Here is a 16,551-nt window from a genome sequence, read left to right on the forward strand (position 1 = left end):
CATTAAAAAGCAGACAAACTACGCTGTCTGCTTTTTTACAAAAAATAACCTTCCCTAGGTACTTGCAAGGTTATAATAAATTATACATTTCTCTTTTATTAAACAACAAACTTTTAACATATTATTAAAACCTTATTATTTTCTATACTAGCTTATCTTTTTTGTTAAGAAAAAAGTCTAGGCTTACTTAGGAAATTACCTAGGTTTTACTAGGAAGATAATTGTTAACTAAATATCTCCACCATACAACGCTGCATCTATAAATTATGAAAAATTGTTAATCAACATTTACCCGAAAATCACCGTAGTGTTCCCGGATGTTTAATATTAAACCGTAAATTCCTCTTTTACAAAATTTTCCATTATTTTAGCCAACTTACCAAAGGGATAAACTTTGTTTTGTCACTCCCGTTTAGTTTACATAAATTTCTATAGGTGTAGCGTTTTCTTCTAACACAGTATTTAACTCTTCAACATTTTTTCTACCTTGCGTTCTCATCCACTCTCTTGTCGCAGCTTCACCTTGTTTGATAAATATTTCAACACCATTTGCCCAAGTTGCGCGTCCGCACAAAACACCATTAAATGTCGAACCAGACTTTTTAGCAAAACGTAAGGTTTCTTGGAACAACTCTGCAGTAACTCCAGCACTTAAGAAGATGTAGGGTAAGTCAGTAGAGCTCGCCTGTTCTTTAAAATAATTAGCAGCCTCTTCTTTCTTATATGCGATTTCATTAATAGTATATCCTTCAACATAATCCATGTTAACTGGCACTTCTACTTTTAAAACATCTACTCTATAACGCTTTTTCGAAAACTCTTGTATGGCACCATTTACTTTACGAGGTTTTTTCAATGCAAATTCTTTCGTGCGATTATTAGCGCCTGAAGCATCATAAGTGACTAGTTCCAAAAAGAAAGGAAGCTCTTCTGCTTTACATTCTGACCCAATTCTTTCGACAAAAGCTTGTTTTTGTTGATTGATTTCATCAGATTCATCCACATCATAATAAAGTAAAAACTTGCAAGCATCTGCTCCTTGTTCTTTCATCCGTTTGACGGACCAATTGGGTAAAATATCAGGTAAGCGTCCCGGAACAGTCGTGTCATAGCCAGTTTGCTCATAAGCTAATAATTCTCCTGCCTGATTATCTTTTTTCTTCGTTGCTGGTATTCCATATTCTGGATCTAACAGAATAGCTGAAGTATAAGGAGTCAATTCTGCAGAAACAATTTCTTTGAATGTTTCAATTTGTTTTGCACTTGCTGGTTTATCTTGATATTTATTAATCATTTTTTGCAATGCACCTCGCTGATCGATCGCTAGTGCATTAATAATATTATTATCATTACTTATTTGCTGAATGTATCCTTGCTTTTCTGTCATCACTTTACCCCTCAATTAAACTTTTTCCACTTGAATTTGATTCATTAGATTTTGATAATTTTGCATATTTACATGACCAGTGATCTTTTCCTGAGCATTTAGCATCCCTAAGGTATTTCCATGTTTTAATATCATCTCGTCACTTTGTCGACGATCCAAAGCTTGAGCTAAACCAGCAATAGTGGCATCGCCTGAGCCTACCGGATTAATCACTTCAATTTTAGGAATTGTTACTTGATAAAAGGTGTTTTTATGCTTAGCAAATGCTCCGTCTACTCCCATAGAAACAACAATCCATTCAATTCCATCAAATAAAGGAAGTGATAAGACTTCTTTTAAACTTTCCACATTATTTTCAACGGACCTTCCGACTAAAGCACCCAACTCCTCCTTATTGGGTTTAATCAATAACGGTTTAGTTTTATTAGATAACACTTCCTTTAAAGCATTGCCTGAACAGTCGAGTGCAACAGCTTTATTTTTCTCGTCGCATAAAGCAATCATTTTTGCATAATAATTATCGGGTAATCCTGCAGGCAAACTACCTGAAAAAGTCAGAATGCTTGCTTGTTCTATTAGCTGTTCAAAATGCTTTAAAAAACGCTCTGCTTCATCTTCAGAAATCACAGGACCTTGTTCCAAAATTTCCGTTTGCTTTTTTTCATGCAAAATCGCAATACAATTCCTTGACTGGCCGTTAATTGCAAAAAAACGGTGCTGGATGCTCTCTTTATCTAATTCTGCTTCAATAAATTTACCCAAATATCCACCAATCATACCTCCAGCTAAAACTTCTACATTTGTTTGATGTAATACTCGAGCAACATTTAGCCCTTTCCCTCCTGCAGTTTTTACCACACTTTTAACTCGATTTACCGTATTTAACGTAAATTTTTCAATCGGATACGAAATATCAACAGACGGGTTCATTGTAATCGAGATAATCACCTCTTTAACCTCCATTTTTTAACAAAGTTCCTCGTGGAATATAATGAAATGTTCTTTTTAATCATGATATTCTCCACGATTCCATTTTTCGATAAATTCGTCAAAAAAGTGCTCATCCGCTTGTTCTGGATGATTCTTTTCTATATGATCGATTTTAGCAATCCATTGTTTATTTTCTTCTGTCTCTTTGTACTCTGCTTTAATAAAGGCTTCAATGATATCACAGATCAAAAATTCTCCTGAAATTTTTCCGCCAAAACCAATCACGTTGGCATTTAACTCTTCTTTTGCGTAAATAGCACTACTCATGTCACGAACTAGAGCAGAACGAACGCCAGGAACTTTATTTGCAGCAACATTAATTCCTACCCCCGTACCACAGATACATACTCCTAAGTCTGCTTCACCGTTTGCTACGGCTTCACCGACTTTTTTGCCATAAATCGGATAATGAGTCCGAGTAAAATCATAAGCACCCATATCTAATACTTCATAACCTTTTGATTTTAAAAAATCGGAAACCGCAATTTTCGTGTCTGTTACAATATGGTCATTTCCTAATGCAATTTTCATAATCTTTATTTCTCCTTCTTTCTTTACGTCGTTACTAAGCCATTTTATTCAACATATCCACACGAACTTGGTGCCTACCACCGTCATAACTTGCATTTAGAAACTCTTTGACGATGTTTTTAGCTAAAATTCTTCCAGTAATTTCAGAACCTAATGTAATCAAACGACAGTTATTATGTTCACGCGTCATAAATGCCGTACGTTCATCAGAAACCTCGGCTGCTATAATGCCTTTAACCTTGGTTGCCGTCATAAAACTACCTGCACCATAAGCATCAAATACAATTCCTAAACTGTCTTCATTTTTTAATAGATCTTGTGCAACCGCTAAGGTAGATTCAACAAAGTCATCAGAAGGTTGTTCACTTTTATCAATGACTTCATACCTATTTTCAGCCAACTCATTCTTAATATACTCTTTTAATTCCATTCCTGTTTTATCCGAACCAATAACTACTCTCATTAAAATTCCTCCTTAATGTTTTTTCTTAATTCAATTTTATATTAAAACAAAAACAAACATTTGTAAACAAAATAATTTTATTTATGTTTATTTGTTGTTGACAAGCGAACAAAATGTTTTATAATAAAAATGAAAGCGGTTATATATAAACAATTATAAACTAAATATTGAAAGGAGGGCATTAATGATCGCATTCGAAACATTATTTACAAAAAAACGCATCTATATTTCAAACGAAAAAAGTCAAGAAGGTGTATTTGCAGAAATTTATGAAGATTTGTTAAGACAAGACTGTGTAACAGAAGCATTTCTGACCAATTTATATGAACGAGAAAAATTTTATCCCACTGGAATAGATTTGGCTCCTGTCAATCCTAAACTGCCTAATATTGCTATTCCTCATACGGAAAGTCAATTTGTCAAAACAAGCGCAATTGTACCAATAAAGTTAAACTATCCAGTAATTTTCTATAATATGATCAATCCAACAGAAAAATTAAAGGTTTCATTTTTATTTATGATATTAAACCAGAATGGAGCAGAACAAACTGGACTACTTGCTGCAATAATGGATTTTATTAATTCATGCGATAAAGATGAATTAAATACATTTTTCCATACAGAAGATCGTGCAGAACTATTTGACTTTTTAAAAAATAATTTTAAAGGAGTAATTACAAATGATTAAAATTTTAGCTGCATGTGGTGCCGGAGTAAATTCGAGTCATCAAATCAAAAGCGCAATAGAAAATGAAATGAAAAACCGCGGTTACCAAGTAACTGTTGATACTACTATGATCAAAGACATCAACCAAGATAAATTAGAGCGTTATGATATATTCACACAAATTGCTAATTCAGACCTGGGATTTGACATTGATATTCCTGTAGTTGATGCAGGTCCCATTCTCTACCGTATTCCTGCAATGGCTGAACCTGTATACCAAGAATTAGAAAGCACAATTAAAAAGATTGGTAAAAAGTAATTAGTTAGGAGGATACAGTATGAGTGCTATTATAGAAATAGCTAATAAAATCTTTCAGCCGTTGATCGACTTAGGTGCGGCGCCAATGATGACCATTGTTTTAACACTCATTGCTTTACTTTTTAAAGTAAAACCTTCACGTGCCTTAGAAGGTGGTTTAAAACTTGGGATTGCTATTACTGGGATTGGTGCAATCATTGATATGCTGACCAATTCATTTTCACAAGCTATGGCGGACTTTGTCGAACGCACTGGACTTTCTTTGAACATTACAGACGTAGGCTGGGCACCCTTAGCAACGATTACTTGGGGCTCTCCTTATACACTTTATTTTCTATTAGTTTTAGTTATCGTAAATGTTATTATGCTTATATGGAAAAAGACAAATACGTTAGATGTAGATATATTTGATGTATGGCATCTAGCGTTTGTAGGTTTATTTGCTATTTGGTGCGGCGCTAATTTATTGATAGCCACTGTGCTTGTCGTTTTCATCGGTATTTTAAAAATTATTAATTCTGATTTGATGAAACCTACCTTCAACGACTTGCTAGATGCGCCAGACAACAATCCAATGACGACAACACATATGAATTACATGATGAACCCCATTATTATGGTATTCGATAAGATTTTTGATAAAGTTTTCCCTTGGTTAGACAAATATGATTTTGATGCAGCCAAGTTAAACAATAAAGTTGGTTTTTGGGGCTCTAAATTTGCCATAGGTATTTACCTAGGTATTTTTGTGGGTTTACTTGCCGGACAAAACCCAACTGAAATTTTTGAACTGTCCTTTACTGCTGCTGTAAGTTTGGAATTATTCTCACTTATCGGTCAATGGTTCATTGGTTCTATCGAACCACTTTCCCAAGGGATAACTGATTTTGCCTCTAAACGCCTTAAAGGTCGTACTTTAAACATCGGTCTTGACTGGCCCTTTTTAGCAGGACGTGCTGAAATTTGGGCAGCTGCCAACATTTTAGCTCCGATCATGTTATTAGAAGCAGTCATATTACCAGGAAATGCTCTTTTACCCTTAGGGGGGATTATCGCTATGGGAGTTACCCCGGCGTTACTAGTGGTTACCCGAGGTAGAATTATACGGATGATTGTTATAGGGACCATTGAATTGCCTTTATTCCTATGGGCTGGTACCTTGGCTGCTCCTTTTGTTACTAACATGGCAAAAAACATTGGCGCCTTTCCCGAAGGCGTTGCAGCCAATCAGTTGATTTCCCAAACTACTATGGAAGGTCCTATTGAAAAATTCTTAGGCTATCTTGTAGGTAATGCTTCGCAAGGTCAAATTGAATTTGTTATTTATGCTGTTCTCGCGCTAATCGCTTATCTATTGATTTTCATATGGTACAGACAAGAAATGAACAAGCGGAATACAGCCTATGCAAATGAAAAAGCTAATAACTAAATCATTCACATAAAAACACCTAGGTTTTTGATTTACTTTCTCAAAAACCTAGGTGTTTTGTACTATCTTATTAAACAAAAACCTTAAACAATAACCGGTACTTCTTTTTCAACCTTCTGATAAGTATCATAGTCATCTTGATTCATTACTACGGCGGTAATATCATGTAAACTATAATAAGTGTAAAAATCTTCTTTTTCAACTTTTGATGAATCAAGTAATAGATAGCGCTTCACAGAATTATCTAGAGCAATTGCTTGTGTCTGCCCTTCTTCAATTGTTGCAGTCATAACCTGGTTTCCTTTAACTGCATTGGAACTAAAAAAAGCCCGGTGAAAATGCATATCTTGTAACGCCTTATTCGTTATTTCACCAAAAAAAGCCTTCGTTAATGAGCGCATTTCACCTCCAAGTAAATAGACTTTAATGTTTCCCTTTTTTTCACTTAATGTTTGAAAAACAGGTAGACAATTTGTTACCACACGTAAGCTATTAAACTCCATAATTTCAGCCAGTAATTCAATGGTTGTACCAGGTCCTAAATAAATCGTTTCCTCTTCTTGGATCAATTGCACTGCCTTTTGTGCAATTTCATGTTTTTCACTTTTATTAATAATTTGTTTATCAACATGTGATAGTTCTTCTGGTCGATAAATATTAAGTGTTTGTGCCCCACCATGAACCCTTTTCAATCGTCCCGCTTTTTCTAATTCAGTGAGATCTCTTCGTACGGTCATATCCGAAACACCTAATTTATCTACAATATCGTTCACTTTGATAATTCTTTTTTGATCTACCAAAGTAACGATTGCATCTAAACGTTCTTCTTTTAACATTACCTCTCCCCTAACTTTTTACTATTTATATTTTATTTTATAAAAACAAACAAAAAATGCAAACAATAATAAACATTTTATCATAAAATTATGTATTTATTGACAAAAAGTCGTTCATTATCTATTATACTAGAAAAACACTCAATAAGAGAGGAGAGCACAATGGGGATCAGAACTTTGCAAGAAACTGATAATAAACAGCTAGCTCAATTAATCAAATCTTCTTTAATTTCAGCTGGTTTAGATAAACCTGGAACGGCTTATTATGATCCTCAGTTACAACAACTATCTTTCTATTATGAACATCTAACTAATGCGAATTACTGGGTTATTGAACAACAAAATAAAATCATTGGTGGTGTCGGTATTGCTCCACTTGAAGATCTACCAGAAATATGTGAACTACAAAAACTTTATGTCGACAATCGTTTTCAGGGTCGAGGTCTTTCTAAAAATTTAATGGATACTGCCTTAAATTTCGCAAGCAAATACTACAAAGCTTGTTACCTTGAAACCCATACAAGTTTAACAAAAGCATGGCATCTATATGAAAAATATGGATTTGAGCGTTTAAAACAACCATTAATTAACAGTGAGCATAACGCTATGGACCTCTGGTATTATAAGAAATTGATATAGCACTCTTTTTTTTAATTTTATAAAACTAGTGAACTATTTTTCTTCCAATTTTTCCAGCCATTCAATAATAGAATGACTAATTTGTGTTTGCTGAGTATTGTTTGAAGTCCTTGCCTTAGAATCTCCCTTTTGTACACCATAGGCTCCGAAACCTGCATGATTTCCACCTTTGATTTCAATATATTCTGTTTGCTGTGGCATGTAACGTTTTGCTTTTTGATATTTTTCTATATTTAAAACCCCATCTTTCGAAGCAGTAATTGACAAAACAGACAAATCGGTATGTTTCAAATTACCTTTTTTGTCTGGGTAACTTGCTAAAAAGATCATCCCCGCTACTTCTTCTGGATGTTTTGCTGTAAAACGGCTTGCAACTACTCCTCCAAGAGAATGTCCAGCCAAAATAAACGTTTCTTCAGTTTGCTCTTCCATAATGGGCTGCGCGGCATCTTGTCCAAGAAAAGCTAAATTTAAGGGGATATGTAAGACATATACATTATAGCCAGCTAAAGCGACTTGTGAAGCCCATTTACTGTAACTTTCAGGCGCAACAAAAGCTCCTGGATAAAAGATAATTCCTATATTACTCGATTCTGTACTTGTATAAAGATCATACTTTTTTGCGTGTATTGCTTGTTCACTTTGTTTCTGTGCAGAATTAGTAGCTGTATAGGTATTTTGTTGCACATAAAAAGTGCCCGCAATGAATAGAATAATTATAATGATTAACATGCTTCCTACAATCTTTTTCCATAACGAAGTTGTTTTCATCTCTTGCTCCTTTTATTTTTTTACATTATTCATTATAACACCAAGCAAATGGGGGAAAACATGCTAATTTTTACAAAAAAGCACCGAGCAATTTGTTTGCTCGGTGCTTTAAATCGATTTATTAATAGAGTGTGAATTATTCTTCTGTCCACTCTTCTACTTTATCTGGGTTTTCATTAATCCAGTCTCTAGCTGCATCTTCAGGATCTGCTCCTTCTTCAATGTCTAACATAACAGTTTCCATATCTTCTTGATCCCAGTTAAAGTTATCGATAATTTGATAAGCTTTTGGCATATCATCTTTTAGTCCCTCACGAGCTAGAGCATCGATATGTTCTTCCTCGCCCATCGTTCCTTGTGGATCATCTAAATATTTCAAATCATATCTTTGGAACATCCAGTGTGGAGACCAACCTGTAATAACAATAGGATCTTCGTTTTTGATTGCACTTCCTAATTGTGAAGTCATAGCGCCACTAGAAGATGGAGTTACTTTCCAGTCAGATAAGTTATCATAAGCATCCACAGTATCTTCTGCAGCAGAAACAACCCCAGCGCCTGGATCGATACCGATGATTTCTTTATCTGGAACTTGATCATCTAAATCTTCAATCGAGTCTACATCCATGTATTCTGGAACAGCAAGTCCAAGATTCGCTCCTTCTGTATGAGGACCTAATTCGTCGACTTGATCTTTAAATTGGTCATACTGCGCTTTTTGAGTCACTGGTAACCAAGCAGAAAGTGTCGCATCTGCTTCTCCATTAGCTATCGCTTCCCAATTTACAGCGTTGTCTAAAGGGGTTTGAGTTACATTATAACCTTGGTCTTCTAAAACAAGAGCTAACACATTGGTTGAAGCAACTTCTGTATCCCATTCAACATAAGAAAGGTTAATATTACCACCATTTTCAGATGCTGCGTCGCCTGAATCGTTACCTGACATGCTACTATAAGCAAAGATAGCTACAATAATTGCTACTACCGCAACAACGCCTGCGATAATCTTGTTACGTTTTGAACCTTCAGTGGCTGTTTTTTCATTTGATTTTTTATTTCCACTAGAATTTAAATTTTGTGTAAAGCGGTCTAAGATAATCGCTAAAATAACAATGGCTAACCCAAATACAAAACCACTTCCTACTTGGGAACGTTGTACCGCAGATAGAACGCCTTGTCCTAATCCGGGGGCACCGATCATTGAAGCAATCACAACCATCGATAATGCTAACATCAACGTTTGGTTGATACCGGCAAAGATATTTCCTTTAGCTAGAGGCATTTCTAATTTAAATAATTTTTGCCAAGCAGTTCCACCGAAAGAATCGGACGCTTCCACTAATTCTGTTGGTACTTGACGAATCCCTAAGTTCGTCATCCGTACGGTTGGTGGCAGAGAAAAGATGACAGAAGCAAACACCCCAGGCACCATTCCGATACCAAAGAATGCAACAGCCGGAATTAAATATACAAAACCTGGCATGGTCTGCATAAAGTCAAGAACAGGCGTAATAATGCTTTTGGCTACTTCGCTTTTAGACATTAAGATACCTAGAGGTACACCAATAATTACTGAAATCAAACTTGAAATAATTACTAAAGTAAGTGTACTCATTAAATCAGATCATAAACCTTGGTTATAAACAAGTAATAAGCCAATCAAAGTAAATGTCGGCAATTGCCACTTTTTCCCACCTAAGAAAAATGCCGCTATAGTGATTAATACAATAAAAAGTAATGGGGGTATATATGACAAACCTTGTGTCATTCCATCCATTATAGATTGGCCTAATGATTGCAAGAATGAGAAAAACGCGGACCAGTTTTCTGTTAGCCAATCAACGCCTGTGTCAACCCAATCCGACATAGGAATTTCATTTTGTAGAAAATCAAGCATCTGCGCTCACTCCTTTCTGGTCTACTGTTTCGGCATTTTCTTTACCGTCTCCACTCTTATCTTCTTCTTTTTCAGTATCTGTCATGGCACCGATCACGCTACCACGGACAACGACTCCGACTACACGGTCCTCATCATCGACCACTGCCAATGGAGCGGGCGAGTCGTAAATCATATCAAAAATGTCTGTCACTAAGGTTTCTTTTTGGACTTTTTGCACGTTTTTATCCAACACTTCTTTCAGTGTTTTTTCATTCTTACGCGCATCCAAAGCTTCTTCGGCTGTTAAGCTGCCCTTTAAGTAACGTTTGCGGTCAACAGCGATTAACATACTCACTTCTTCTTTGCGCATCCGTTGTAAAGCAACATTAGGGCCGTCCGCTTCAACATTAATTGTTAACGCAGGTTCCATAATATTTTCTGCCGTCAACACTTTCGAACGATCGACATCTTCCACAAACTCTCGCACAAAATCATTGGCTGGATGGGTCAAGATTTCTTCTCCAGTGCCAATTTGCATAATTTCCCCATCACGCATTAACGCAATCCGATCCCCGATTCTTAAGGCTTCGTTTAAATCATGGGTAATAAAGATAATCGTTTTTTGTACGCGTTCTTGCAAATCTAACAAATCATCTTGCATGTCGCGGCGAATTAATGGGTCCAAAGCAGAAAATGCTTCGTCCATTAACAAGACTTCTGGATCATTGGCAAGTGCTCGGGCTAAGCCGACCCGTTGTTGCATCCCGCCAGATAATTGATTGGGATATTGGTCTTTAAAAGAAAGCAAGCCGGAATTATCCAAAGCTTCCTCAGCCTTTTTCTGACGTTCTTCTTTGGGCACGCCGCGTACTTCCAAACCGTACTCCGTATTTTCTAAAACGGTCCGTTGGGGAAAAAGCCCGAAATTTTGGAAAACCATGTTCACTTTGTTTCGACGAACTTCACGCAAGTCTTCTTTGGACATTTTAGCAACATCCGCATCGTCAATATAGACTTCTCCGGAAGTCGGCTCAATCAATCGATTAATCATCCGTACCAAAGTGGATTTCCCACTTCCCGAAAGTCCCATAATCACAAAGACTTCCCCTTCTTCTACGTCGAAACTAACATCATGTACCCCGACCGTTGCGCCGGTTGCTTCCACGATCTCTTGTTTGGATTTCCCTTGTCTAACCAGTTCAAGTGCTTGTTGGGTTCTTCTGCCAAACACTTTGGTTAAATGTTCAACCCGAACTTTTTTACTCAAAAATATACACTCATATTCTTTTATGTTATTTTCAGAAATTTACATAAAAATGCCTATACAATCCTAACACCATGTTGTCTCTTTGTCAAAAAAGACAAAGTAGTTATACATATTTTCTACTCTTTTTCTTCTGGATAAAAAAGATGTTTCATACGCTGCATACTTAGTTCATGTCCTACAAAGTAGATGGTATTACCAGCACTTAGCTTAGCGTAAGGACCCGGTGAGAGTAATAATTCTGTATCTGTCTGAATACCTACAATCGTTGCACCCGTTTTTTGCCAAATATTCAAATCTGCAACGCTTTTTTCTAAACACTCTGCTTTTTGGGTCAACTTAAGCTCAAAAGGAACAAATGTAGAAATATCATGGACTTTTTTTGTTTGATTGACCAGTACATTTAAAGATTCAGAAAAATTATCTAATTCTTCTCTTTGCCGATGAACACTTTCCAAAAGTTCTTGCCGAATTTCTTGAATCGTTTGTACATTTTTATACTTTTCTACAAATAACCGAGCATTTTCTTTAGAAGCAACATAGGTACCGCTTCCTTGTTGTACTTCCATAATCTCCAGGTCAACCAAAACATTGATCGCTTTGCGAGCTGTTTCAGGAGAAGCGTTAAAGTTACTTGCTAAAGTGGAACGTGCATGAATCTTTTGTCCCACTTTATAACGATCTTCAACAATTCTTTCAGCAATATCCACAGCAATTTGCTGATAACGTGGTAAGGCAACGCGTTTTGCTGGTTTTAAATTTTTTTCCATAGGCTTTTTCTCCCATTCTTAATTATGAATTTGCAAAAAGATAATAACATAATAATCCAAAAAATAAGAGCAGAACTTTTCTGTATAAACAACACTTGAAAAAATGATGAACTTTTTAATTACCGTAACATAAGGTTATTTTTTTGACAATTTGTTATAAAAAAAGTATGTACCTTATTCCATGTAAAAAAGGGCACTTTCAAAAGAAAGTGCCCTTGAATACCAAATAAAAATAAATTTAGCGTTTTGAAAATTGTGATGACTTACGTGCTTTTTTACGACCATATTTTTTACGTTCAACCATACGTGCATCACGAGTAAGTAACCCAGCACGTTTTAAAGCTAATCGAAAATCAGGATCAACTTCTAACAAAGCACGAGCAATTCCATGACGAATTGCTCCGGCTTGGCCTGCATAGCCTCCACCGTTAACATTCACAAATACATCATAAGTGCCATTTGTTTCAGTAACACCAAAAGGTTGGTTAATTACTTCACGCAAATCAGCATGTGGAATATATTCTTCAACATCTTTTTTATTTACAGTAATTTGTCCAGTACCTGGTACTAAACGTACGCGGGCAACTGCATTTTTACGACGGCCAGTGCCGATATATTTAGCTTGTGCCAATAAAATTCCCTCCTATTAGATTAAGTTTGTAATGTCCAATACTTCTGGTTTTTGAGCAGCATGTGGATGAGTCTCTTCACCATAAACATGTAACTTCATTCCTTGAGCGCGTCCTAAAGAATTTTTAGGTAGCATCCCCTTAACAGAAGTTTCGATCAAACGACGAGAATTTTTAGCACGCATTTCGCCAGCTGTGGTTGTTGTCAAGCCACCTGGATATTGTGAATGACGATAATACTTTTTATCAGTTGCTTTATGTCCCGTTAATTTTACTTTATCTGCATTAATTACAATAACATTATCACCAGTATCCACATGAGGTGTATAAGTTGGTTTATCTTTTCCGCGAAGGATCGATGCTGCTACAGTGGAAAGACGTCCCAAAGGAACATCTGTTGCATCGATTATATACCATTTGCGATCTACTTCGCCTGGTTTAGCCATATATGTTGTACGCAAGTTCTTTTCCTCCAATTCAATTTCGAATGTTTGACATACACTTGAGTTTCCGGGGCTCTCGTGGGGCAAACAATACCATTTAATATATTACCTATAAAAAGGCATAAAGTCAATGTTTTTCTCCTAACAATCATAAAAAAATATAAAAACAAAAAACCTATGGTTGAAATCCATAGGTTTTAAATACGTTATAGTCCTATTTTAGTTTTCCGAATCATTATTTGGCGCATGGCCAAGTTCAGCTTGAATCATCCATATATTTTTTTCGATATCTCTTTTGTAAGCAATAAAGATATCTTGTGTGGAGTCATCGCCTTCTTCGCCAGAAATTTCAATTCCCTTTTGATAAAGGTCTGCTAAATAGCGATAGCCAGATACCAAAGTTTCTAATCGTTCGCTCATTGAACGATCCCAAGTGCCAACTTCATCTTTGATGCCAGTATGATCCGCAAATTCTTGTAGGGTGGAATAAGGCGAACCATCTAAAGCAACCAAACGTTCTGCAATTTCATCTAATTGATCGTTAATTTCATCCATATAATCATCCATCATTGGATGTAATGTTAAGAATTCTGGTCCACGCATGTACCAGTGGGTTTGATGGATAACAGCCGCGAACTGACTTAAATCTGCTACTAATTGATTTAATGTTTCTTTTGTCTTTTCAAATTTCATTGAAAATTCCTCCTTTTTCTCACTACATCCAACATAGAATGAATAACTAAAAAAGTACAATAAAATCTATTATTTGAGAAAGTTTCTCAAATAGCATAATAAAAATAATGAAAACCATCCTTTTTTACGTATTTATAATTAGATAGGAAAAAGGAGGAAATTATATGATTTATTTTATCTTAGGAAGTTGTTTTGGCTCTTTTTTATGCGTTGTTGCTGAACGTGTCCCAATTAGCCAACCTTTTATTATAGCAAGGTCACGATGTGTAAACTGCAAAAGGGTACTAAGTTTTTGGGAGATGATTCCAATACTGTCATCTTTGCTGTTAAAATTTCAATGTAGAACATGTCATAAGAGGATTTCAGTTACTTATTTTATTACTGAGATTCTATATGGTCTCATTTTTTTGCTCAGCTTTAAACAACAGACTACAATAGACTGCTTTATAACTCTATATTGGTTAACAGTTGTTTTGCTACTTACACTAACTGATATCTATTATTTAGTCATAGAACCAAAGATTTTTTATCCCTCTCATTTAACTTTAATTGCTTTTCTGTTTTATTTTAACTTTCCTTTCTATTGGGAAAGTCTTGTTCTTTATTTAATCATTTGTAGCATTATTTTGCTATTTTTAAATGAAGCACTAGGTATGGGAGACTTACTTTTACTTCTATTTTGGGCACCTTGGCTTTCACCACACGAACTTATTCAACTTCTGTTTATTGCCAGTTTAACTGCCTTGTTAACTTATGCTATCATTTTTCTTACTACTTCCAAAAAAGTAAGAACGTTACAATTGCCTTTTGTACCGTTCTTAAATTTAGGATTAATAGTTGCTCACTTTTTATAATAAAAATAAAAAAGCTGACGATTTTTCTTCGTCAGCTTTTAATTTTTTATTACATTCTTACTGCAAAGTCTGGTGTAAAGTACTGAGTATTTCCATTTTTAACCGAGTCACCTGGTTTAGGTGCATGGATAAATGAGCTACCTCCCGTAGAAATTGCTACGTGATACGTACTTCCTTTAGAACCCCAGAACAATAAGTCGCCTGCTTGTGCTTGGCTAACAGGAATTTGGGTTCCTGCGTTTTCTTGCGGTACAGTATATCCTCCGATATCTCTACCAGTTACTTGTTTATAAACATATTGAGTAAAACCTGAACAGTCAAAACCGCTTGGTGTTCTTCCACCCCATACATAAGGAGTTCCCATATATTTTTGAGCTTCAGCTACAATAGCAGACCCGTTAGCACTTGCAGATGGTGCTTTAGTTTCAGGTTCTGTTGAAACATCTGTTGGTTGAGGACTATTTTGGTCACTAGAGTTATTTGAATTGCCAGTGTTTCCTTGATCAGAACTTGCTGGTGCTTCAGGCTGAACACTTTCTTCTACTGTTGAAGAAGTTGCTGGTGCTTCAGAAGAAGGCGTCGTAGATTCTTCAGTTGTTTCAGCTGGTACTAGCGCTTCTTGCGTTTCTTCTGTTGCAGATGCTTGTGGTTCTTCTGACTCTTCAGTTACTTCTGGCTCTTCTACTTCTTGAGTTGCTTCAGTTTCAGAAGTTGCTGGTTGTTCCTGTGTTTCTTCTGTTGCTTCAGCTTCTTGTGTTTCTTCAGTTTCTTCTACCTGAGGTTCTTCTGTTTCTTCAGAAGTTGTTGGTTCTTCTGACTCTTCAGTTACCTCTGGCTCTTCAGAAGAGGTGGTAGTTTCTACTTCTTCACTTGATTCAGTAGTTTCTTCTGATTCTTCAGTTTCAGAAGTTGCTGGTTGTTCTTGTGTTTCTTCTGTTGCTGGTACTTCAGCTTCCTGTGTTTCTTCTGATTTTTCTACTTCTGGTTCTTCAGAAGTTGCTGGTTGCTCTTGTTTAGGAGCTTGAGTTTGTTCTTCTTGAGCAGCAGCTGCTTCAGCTTCTTGTTTTTGTTGAGCTTCTGCTTGTTGACGTGCTTCTTCAGCGCGTTTTTGTTCTTCAGCAATACGTGCTCGTTCTGCCTCAGCTTCATCTTTACGTTTTTGAAGATCTTCTTTTTCATCACTCTTAGAAGATTCTTGTAAAGCTAAATCAGCTTTTTTATAGTCTAGATCAGCTTGGCTTTGTTGCAATTGTCCTTTTTGTTCTTCCAAAGCTGCTTGATTGGCTTGAATTTCTTTTTGCTTTTCATCATTTTCAGCTTTTTTATCTTCAACAGCTTCTTTATCTTCTTTTTGTTTTTCTACTAAATCATTATTTGCGTTCACAATCGTATTCATTGCTTGAACACGTCCGAAAGCATCTGTTAATGAATCAGAATTCAAAACTGCATCAACGATGTTAGTATCTGAACCATTTACTTGCACATCACGAGCTTGTTCGCGAATTGCTTCTTCACGTTTATCAATACGTTTTTGTAAATCAGCAATTTCTTTCTCTAATTTCTTAGATTGTTCATCTAGTTCTTGTTGTTCTGCAAGCAAATTTTGTGCTTTTTCATTGATACCTGAAACTTTGCTTTCTAATGCATCAATTTCTGATTGGACACTTGCTTGTTTGTCTTTCAAGTCATCAATCTCTTTATTCTTTTCTTCAATTTGCTGGTCAAAGTCATCTGCTAAGACTACACTTGGAGCTGCAACGGCAGTAAGTGTTAATGAGCATGTTAATAACGCCGTAAGTACACGTCTTTTCACTTTTCATTCCTCCAACTTAAGTTTTTTTTATAATTGCTAATAAATGTTTAAGAAATTAAGAAATCTTAAACTCTTTTTCACCGATAAAGTGATTGTAACATAGCAGTATGACATTACAATAAAAGAATTGTTACAAATATATTTCATTTCTGATATATTTTTAAACCAAAATTT

17 protein-coding genes and 1 pseudogene are annotated in these 16,551 nt (G+C 35.8%); 5 read left to right on the forward strand and 13 right to left on the reverse strand.

Annotation, left to right across the window (positions count from 1 at the left end):
* Positions 1-412: 412 nt before the first annotated feature.
* The 4 genes from lacD to lacA are packed head-to-tail and all read right to left on the reverse strand — an operon-like array spanning position 413 to position 3,371.
* Positions 413-1,387, reverse strand: coding sequence for a tagatose-bisphosphate aldolase (gene lacD, locus TS1_RS10730; protein WP_174519344.1), 975 nt, complete (start codon positions 1,385-1,387; stop codon positions 413-415).
* Between the two features lie 15 nt (positions 1,388-1,402).
* On the reverse strand, positions 1,403-2,335 hold the full coding sequence (lacC, locus tag TS1_RS10735; RefSeq protein ID WP_068710510.1) for a tagatose-6-phosphate kinase: 933 nt from the start codon (positions 2,333-2,335) through the stop codon (positions 1,403-1,405).
* A gap of 57 nt (positions 2,336-2,392) precedes the next feature.
* Positions 2,393-2,908, reverse strand: coding sequence for a galactose-6-phosphate isomerase subunit LacB (gene lacB / locus TS1_RS10740; protein WP_068710511.1), 516 nt, complete (start codon positions 2,906-2,908; stop codon positions 2,393-2,395).
* Between the two features lie 34 nt (positions 2,909-2,942).
* Entirely contained in the window at positions 2,943-3,371 is a 429-nt protein-coding gene (gene lacA / locus TS1_RS10745) for a galactose-6-phosphate isomerase subunit LacA (RefSeq protein ID WP_068710512.1), read from the reverse strand.
* 184 nt (positions 3,372-3,555) lie between these two features.
* Between lacA and TS1_RS10750 the strand changes: the two genes are divergently transcribed.
* From TS1_RS10750 to TS1_RS10760, 3 genes are read left to right on the forward strand one after another with little or no spacing between them, the layout of a single operon-like run.
* A complete protein-coding gene (locus TS1_RS10750; RefSeq protein ID WP_068710513.1) occupies positions 3,556-4,059 on the forward strand; it encodes a PTS sugar transporter subunit IIA in 504 nt (167 codons plus the stop codon).
* The gene (locus TS1_RS10755; protein ID WP_068710514.1) at positions 4,052-4,357 is read left to right on the forward strand and encodes a PTS sugar transporter subunit IIB; all 306 of its coding nucleotides are present in this window, start codon (positions 4,052-4,054) and stop codon (positions 4,355-4,357) included. The genes TS1_RS10750 and TS1_RS10755 overlap by 8 nt, the downstream gene beginning before the upstream one ends.
* A 19-nt stretch (positions 4,358-4,376) precedes the next feature.
* Positions 4,377-5,786: a PTS galactitol transporter subunit IIC gene (locus TS1_RS10760; RefSeq protein ID WP_068710515.1), complete on the forward strand. Its 1,410-nt coding sequence runs from the start codon at positions 4,377-4,379 to the stop codon at positions 5,784-5,786.
* 83 nt (positions 5,787-5,869) lie between these two features.
* On the opposite strand, the gene TS1_RS10765 is transcribed toward TS1_RS10760, so the two are convergent.
* Positions 5,870-6,622, reverse strand: coding sequence for a DeoR/GlpR family DNA-binding transcription regulator (locus TS1_RS10765; protein ID WP_068710516.1), 753 nt, complete (start codon positions 6,620-6,622; stop codon positions 5,870-5,872).
* A 162-nt stretch (positions 6,623-6,784) separates the two neighbouring features.
* Between TS1_RS10765 and TS1_RS10770 the strand changes: the two genes are divergently transcribed.
* Positions 6,785-7,261 (forward strand): GNAT family N-acetyltransferase, encoded by a 477-nt coding sequence (locus TS1_RS10770; RefSeq protein ID WP_068710517.1) that lies wholly within the window; start codon positions 6,785-6,787, stop codon positions 7,259-7,261.
* 33 nt (positions 7,262-7,294) lie between these two features.
* On the opposite strand, the gene TS1_RS10775 is transcribed toward TS1_RS10770, so the two are convergent.
* The 7 genes and pseudogenes from TS1_RS10775 to TS1_RS10805 all read right to left on the reverse strand — a co-directional run bounded on the left by TS1_RS10775 (position 7,295) and on the right by TS1_RS10805 (position 13,710).
* Complete coding sequence (locus TS1_RS10775) at positions 7,295-8,032, reverse strand: alpha/beta fold hydrolase (protein WP_068710518.1); 738 nt, start codon at positions 8,030-8,032, stop codon at positions 7,295-7,297.
* A 136-nt stretch (positions 8,033-8,168) separates the two neighbouring features.
* Positions 8,169-9,929, reverse strand: a pseudogene (locus TS1_RS10780) (ABC transporter permease/substrate binding protein).
* A complete protein-coding gene (locus TS1_RS10785) occupies positions 9,922-11,178 on the reverse strand; it encodes a quaternary amine ABC transporter ATP-binding protein (RefSeq protein ID WP_068710519.1) in 1,257 nt (418 codons plus the stop codon). The pseudogene TS1_RS10780 and the gene TS1_RS10785 overlap by 8 nt, the downstream one beginning before the upstream one ends.
* A gap of 116 nt (positions 11,179-11,294) precedes the next feature.
* The gene (locus TS1_RS10790) at positions 11,295-11,945 is read right to left on the reverse strand and encodes a GntR family transcriptional regulator (RefSeq protein ID WP_068710520.1); all 651 of its coding nucleotides are present in this window, start codon (positions 11,943-11,945) and stop codon (positions 11,295-11,297) included.
* Between the two features lie 238 nt (positions 11,946-12,183).
* A complete protein-coding gene (rpsI, locus tag TS1_RS10795; RefSeq protein ID WP_068710521.1) occupies positions 12,184-12,576 on the reverse strand; it encodes a 30S ribosomal protein S9 in 393 nt (130 codons plus the stop codon).
* A 15-nt stretch (positions 12,577-12,591) separates the two neighbouring features.
* Positions 12,592-13,035 carry a 50S ribosomal protein L13 gene (gene rplM / locus TS1_RS10800; protein ID WP_068710522.1) on the reverse strand — a complete coding sequence of 148 codons (444 nt, stop codon included), beginning with the start codon at positions 13,033-13,035 and terminating at the stop codon, positions 12,592-12,594.
* Between the two features lie 201 nt (positions 13,036-13,236).
* Positions 13,237-13,710 carry a Dps family protein gene (locus tag TS1_RS10805; RefSeq protein WP_068710523.1) on the reverse strand — a complete coding sequence of 158 codons (474 nt, stop codon included), beginning with the start codon at positions 13,708-13,710 and terminating at the stop codon, positions 13,237-13,239.
* Between the two features lie 164 nt (positions 13,711-13,874).
* On the opposite strand from TS1_RS10805, the gene TS1_RS10810 reads away from it, so the two are divergent.
* Complete coding sequence (locus TS1_RS10810; protein ID WP_068710524.1) at positions 13,875-14,564, forward strand: prepilin peptidase; 690 nt, start codon at positions 13,875-13,877, stop codon at positions 14,562-14,564.
* Positions 14,565-14,613: 49 nt separating this feature from the next.
* On the opposite strand, the gene TS1_RS10815 is transcribed toward TS1_RS10810, so the two are convergent.
* A complete protein-coding gene (locus TS1_RS10815) occupies positions 14,614-16,377 on the reverse strand; it encodes a C40 family peptidase (RefSeq protein WP_068710525.1) in 1,764 nt (587 codons plus the stop codon).
* Between the last annotated feature and the right edge of the window lie 174 nt (positions 16,378-16,551).

The organism is Tetragenococcus solitarius NBRC 100494, assembly GCF_001544195.1.
In the GTDB taxonomy this organism is placed as follows: Bacteria; Bacillota; Bacilli; order Lactobacillales; family Enterococcaceae; genus Tetragenococcus; species Tetragenococcus solitarius.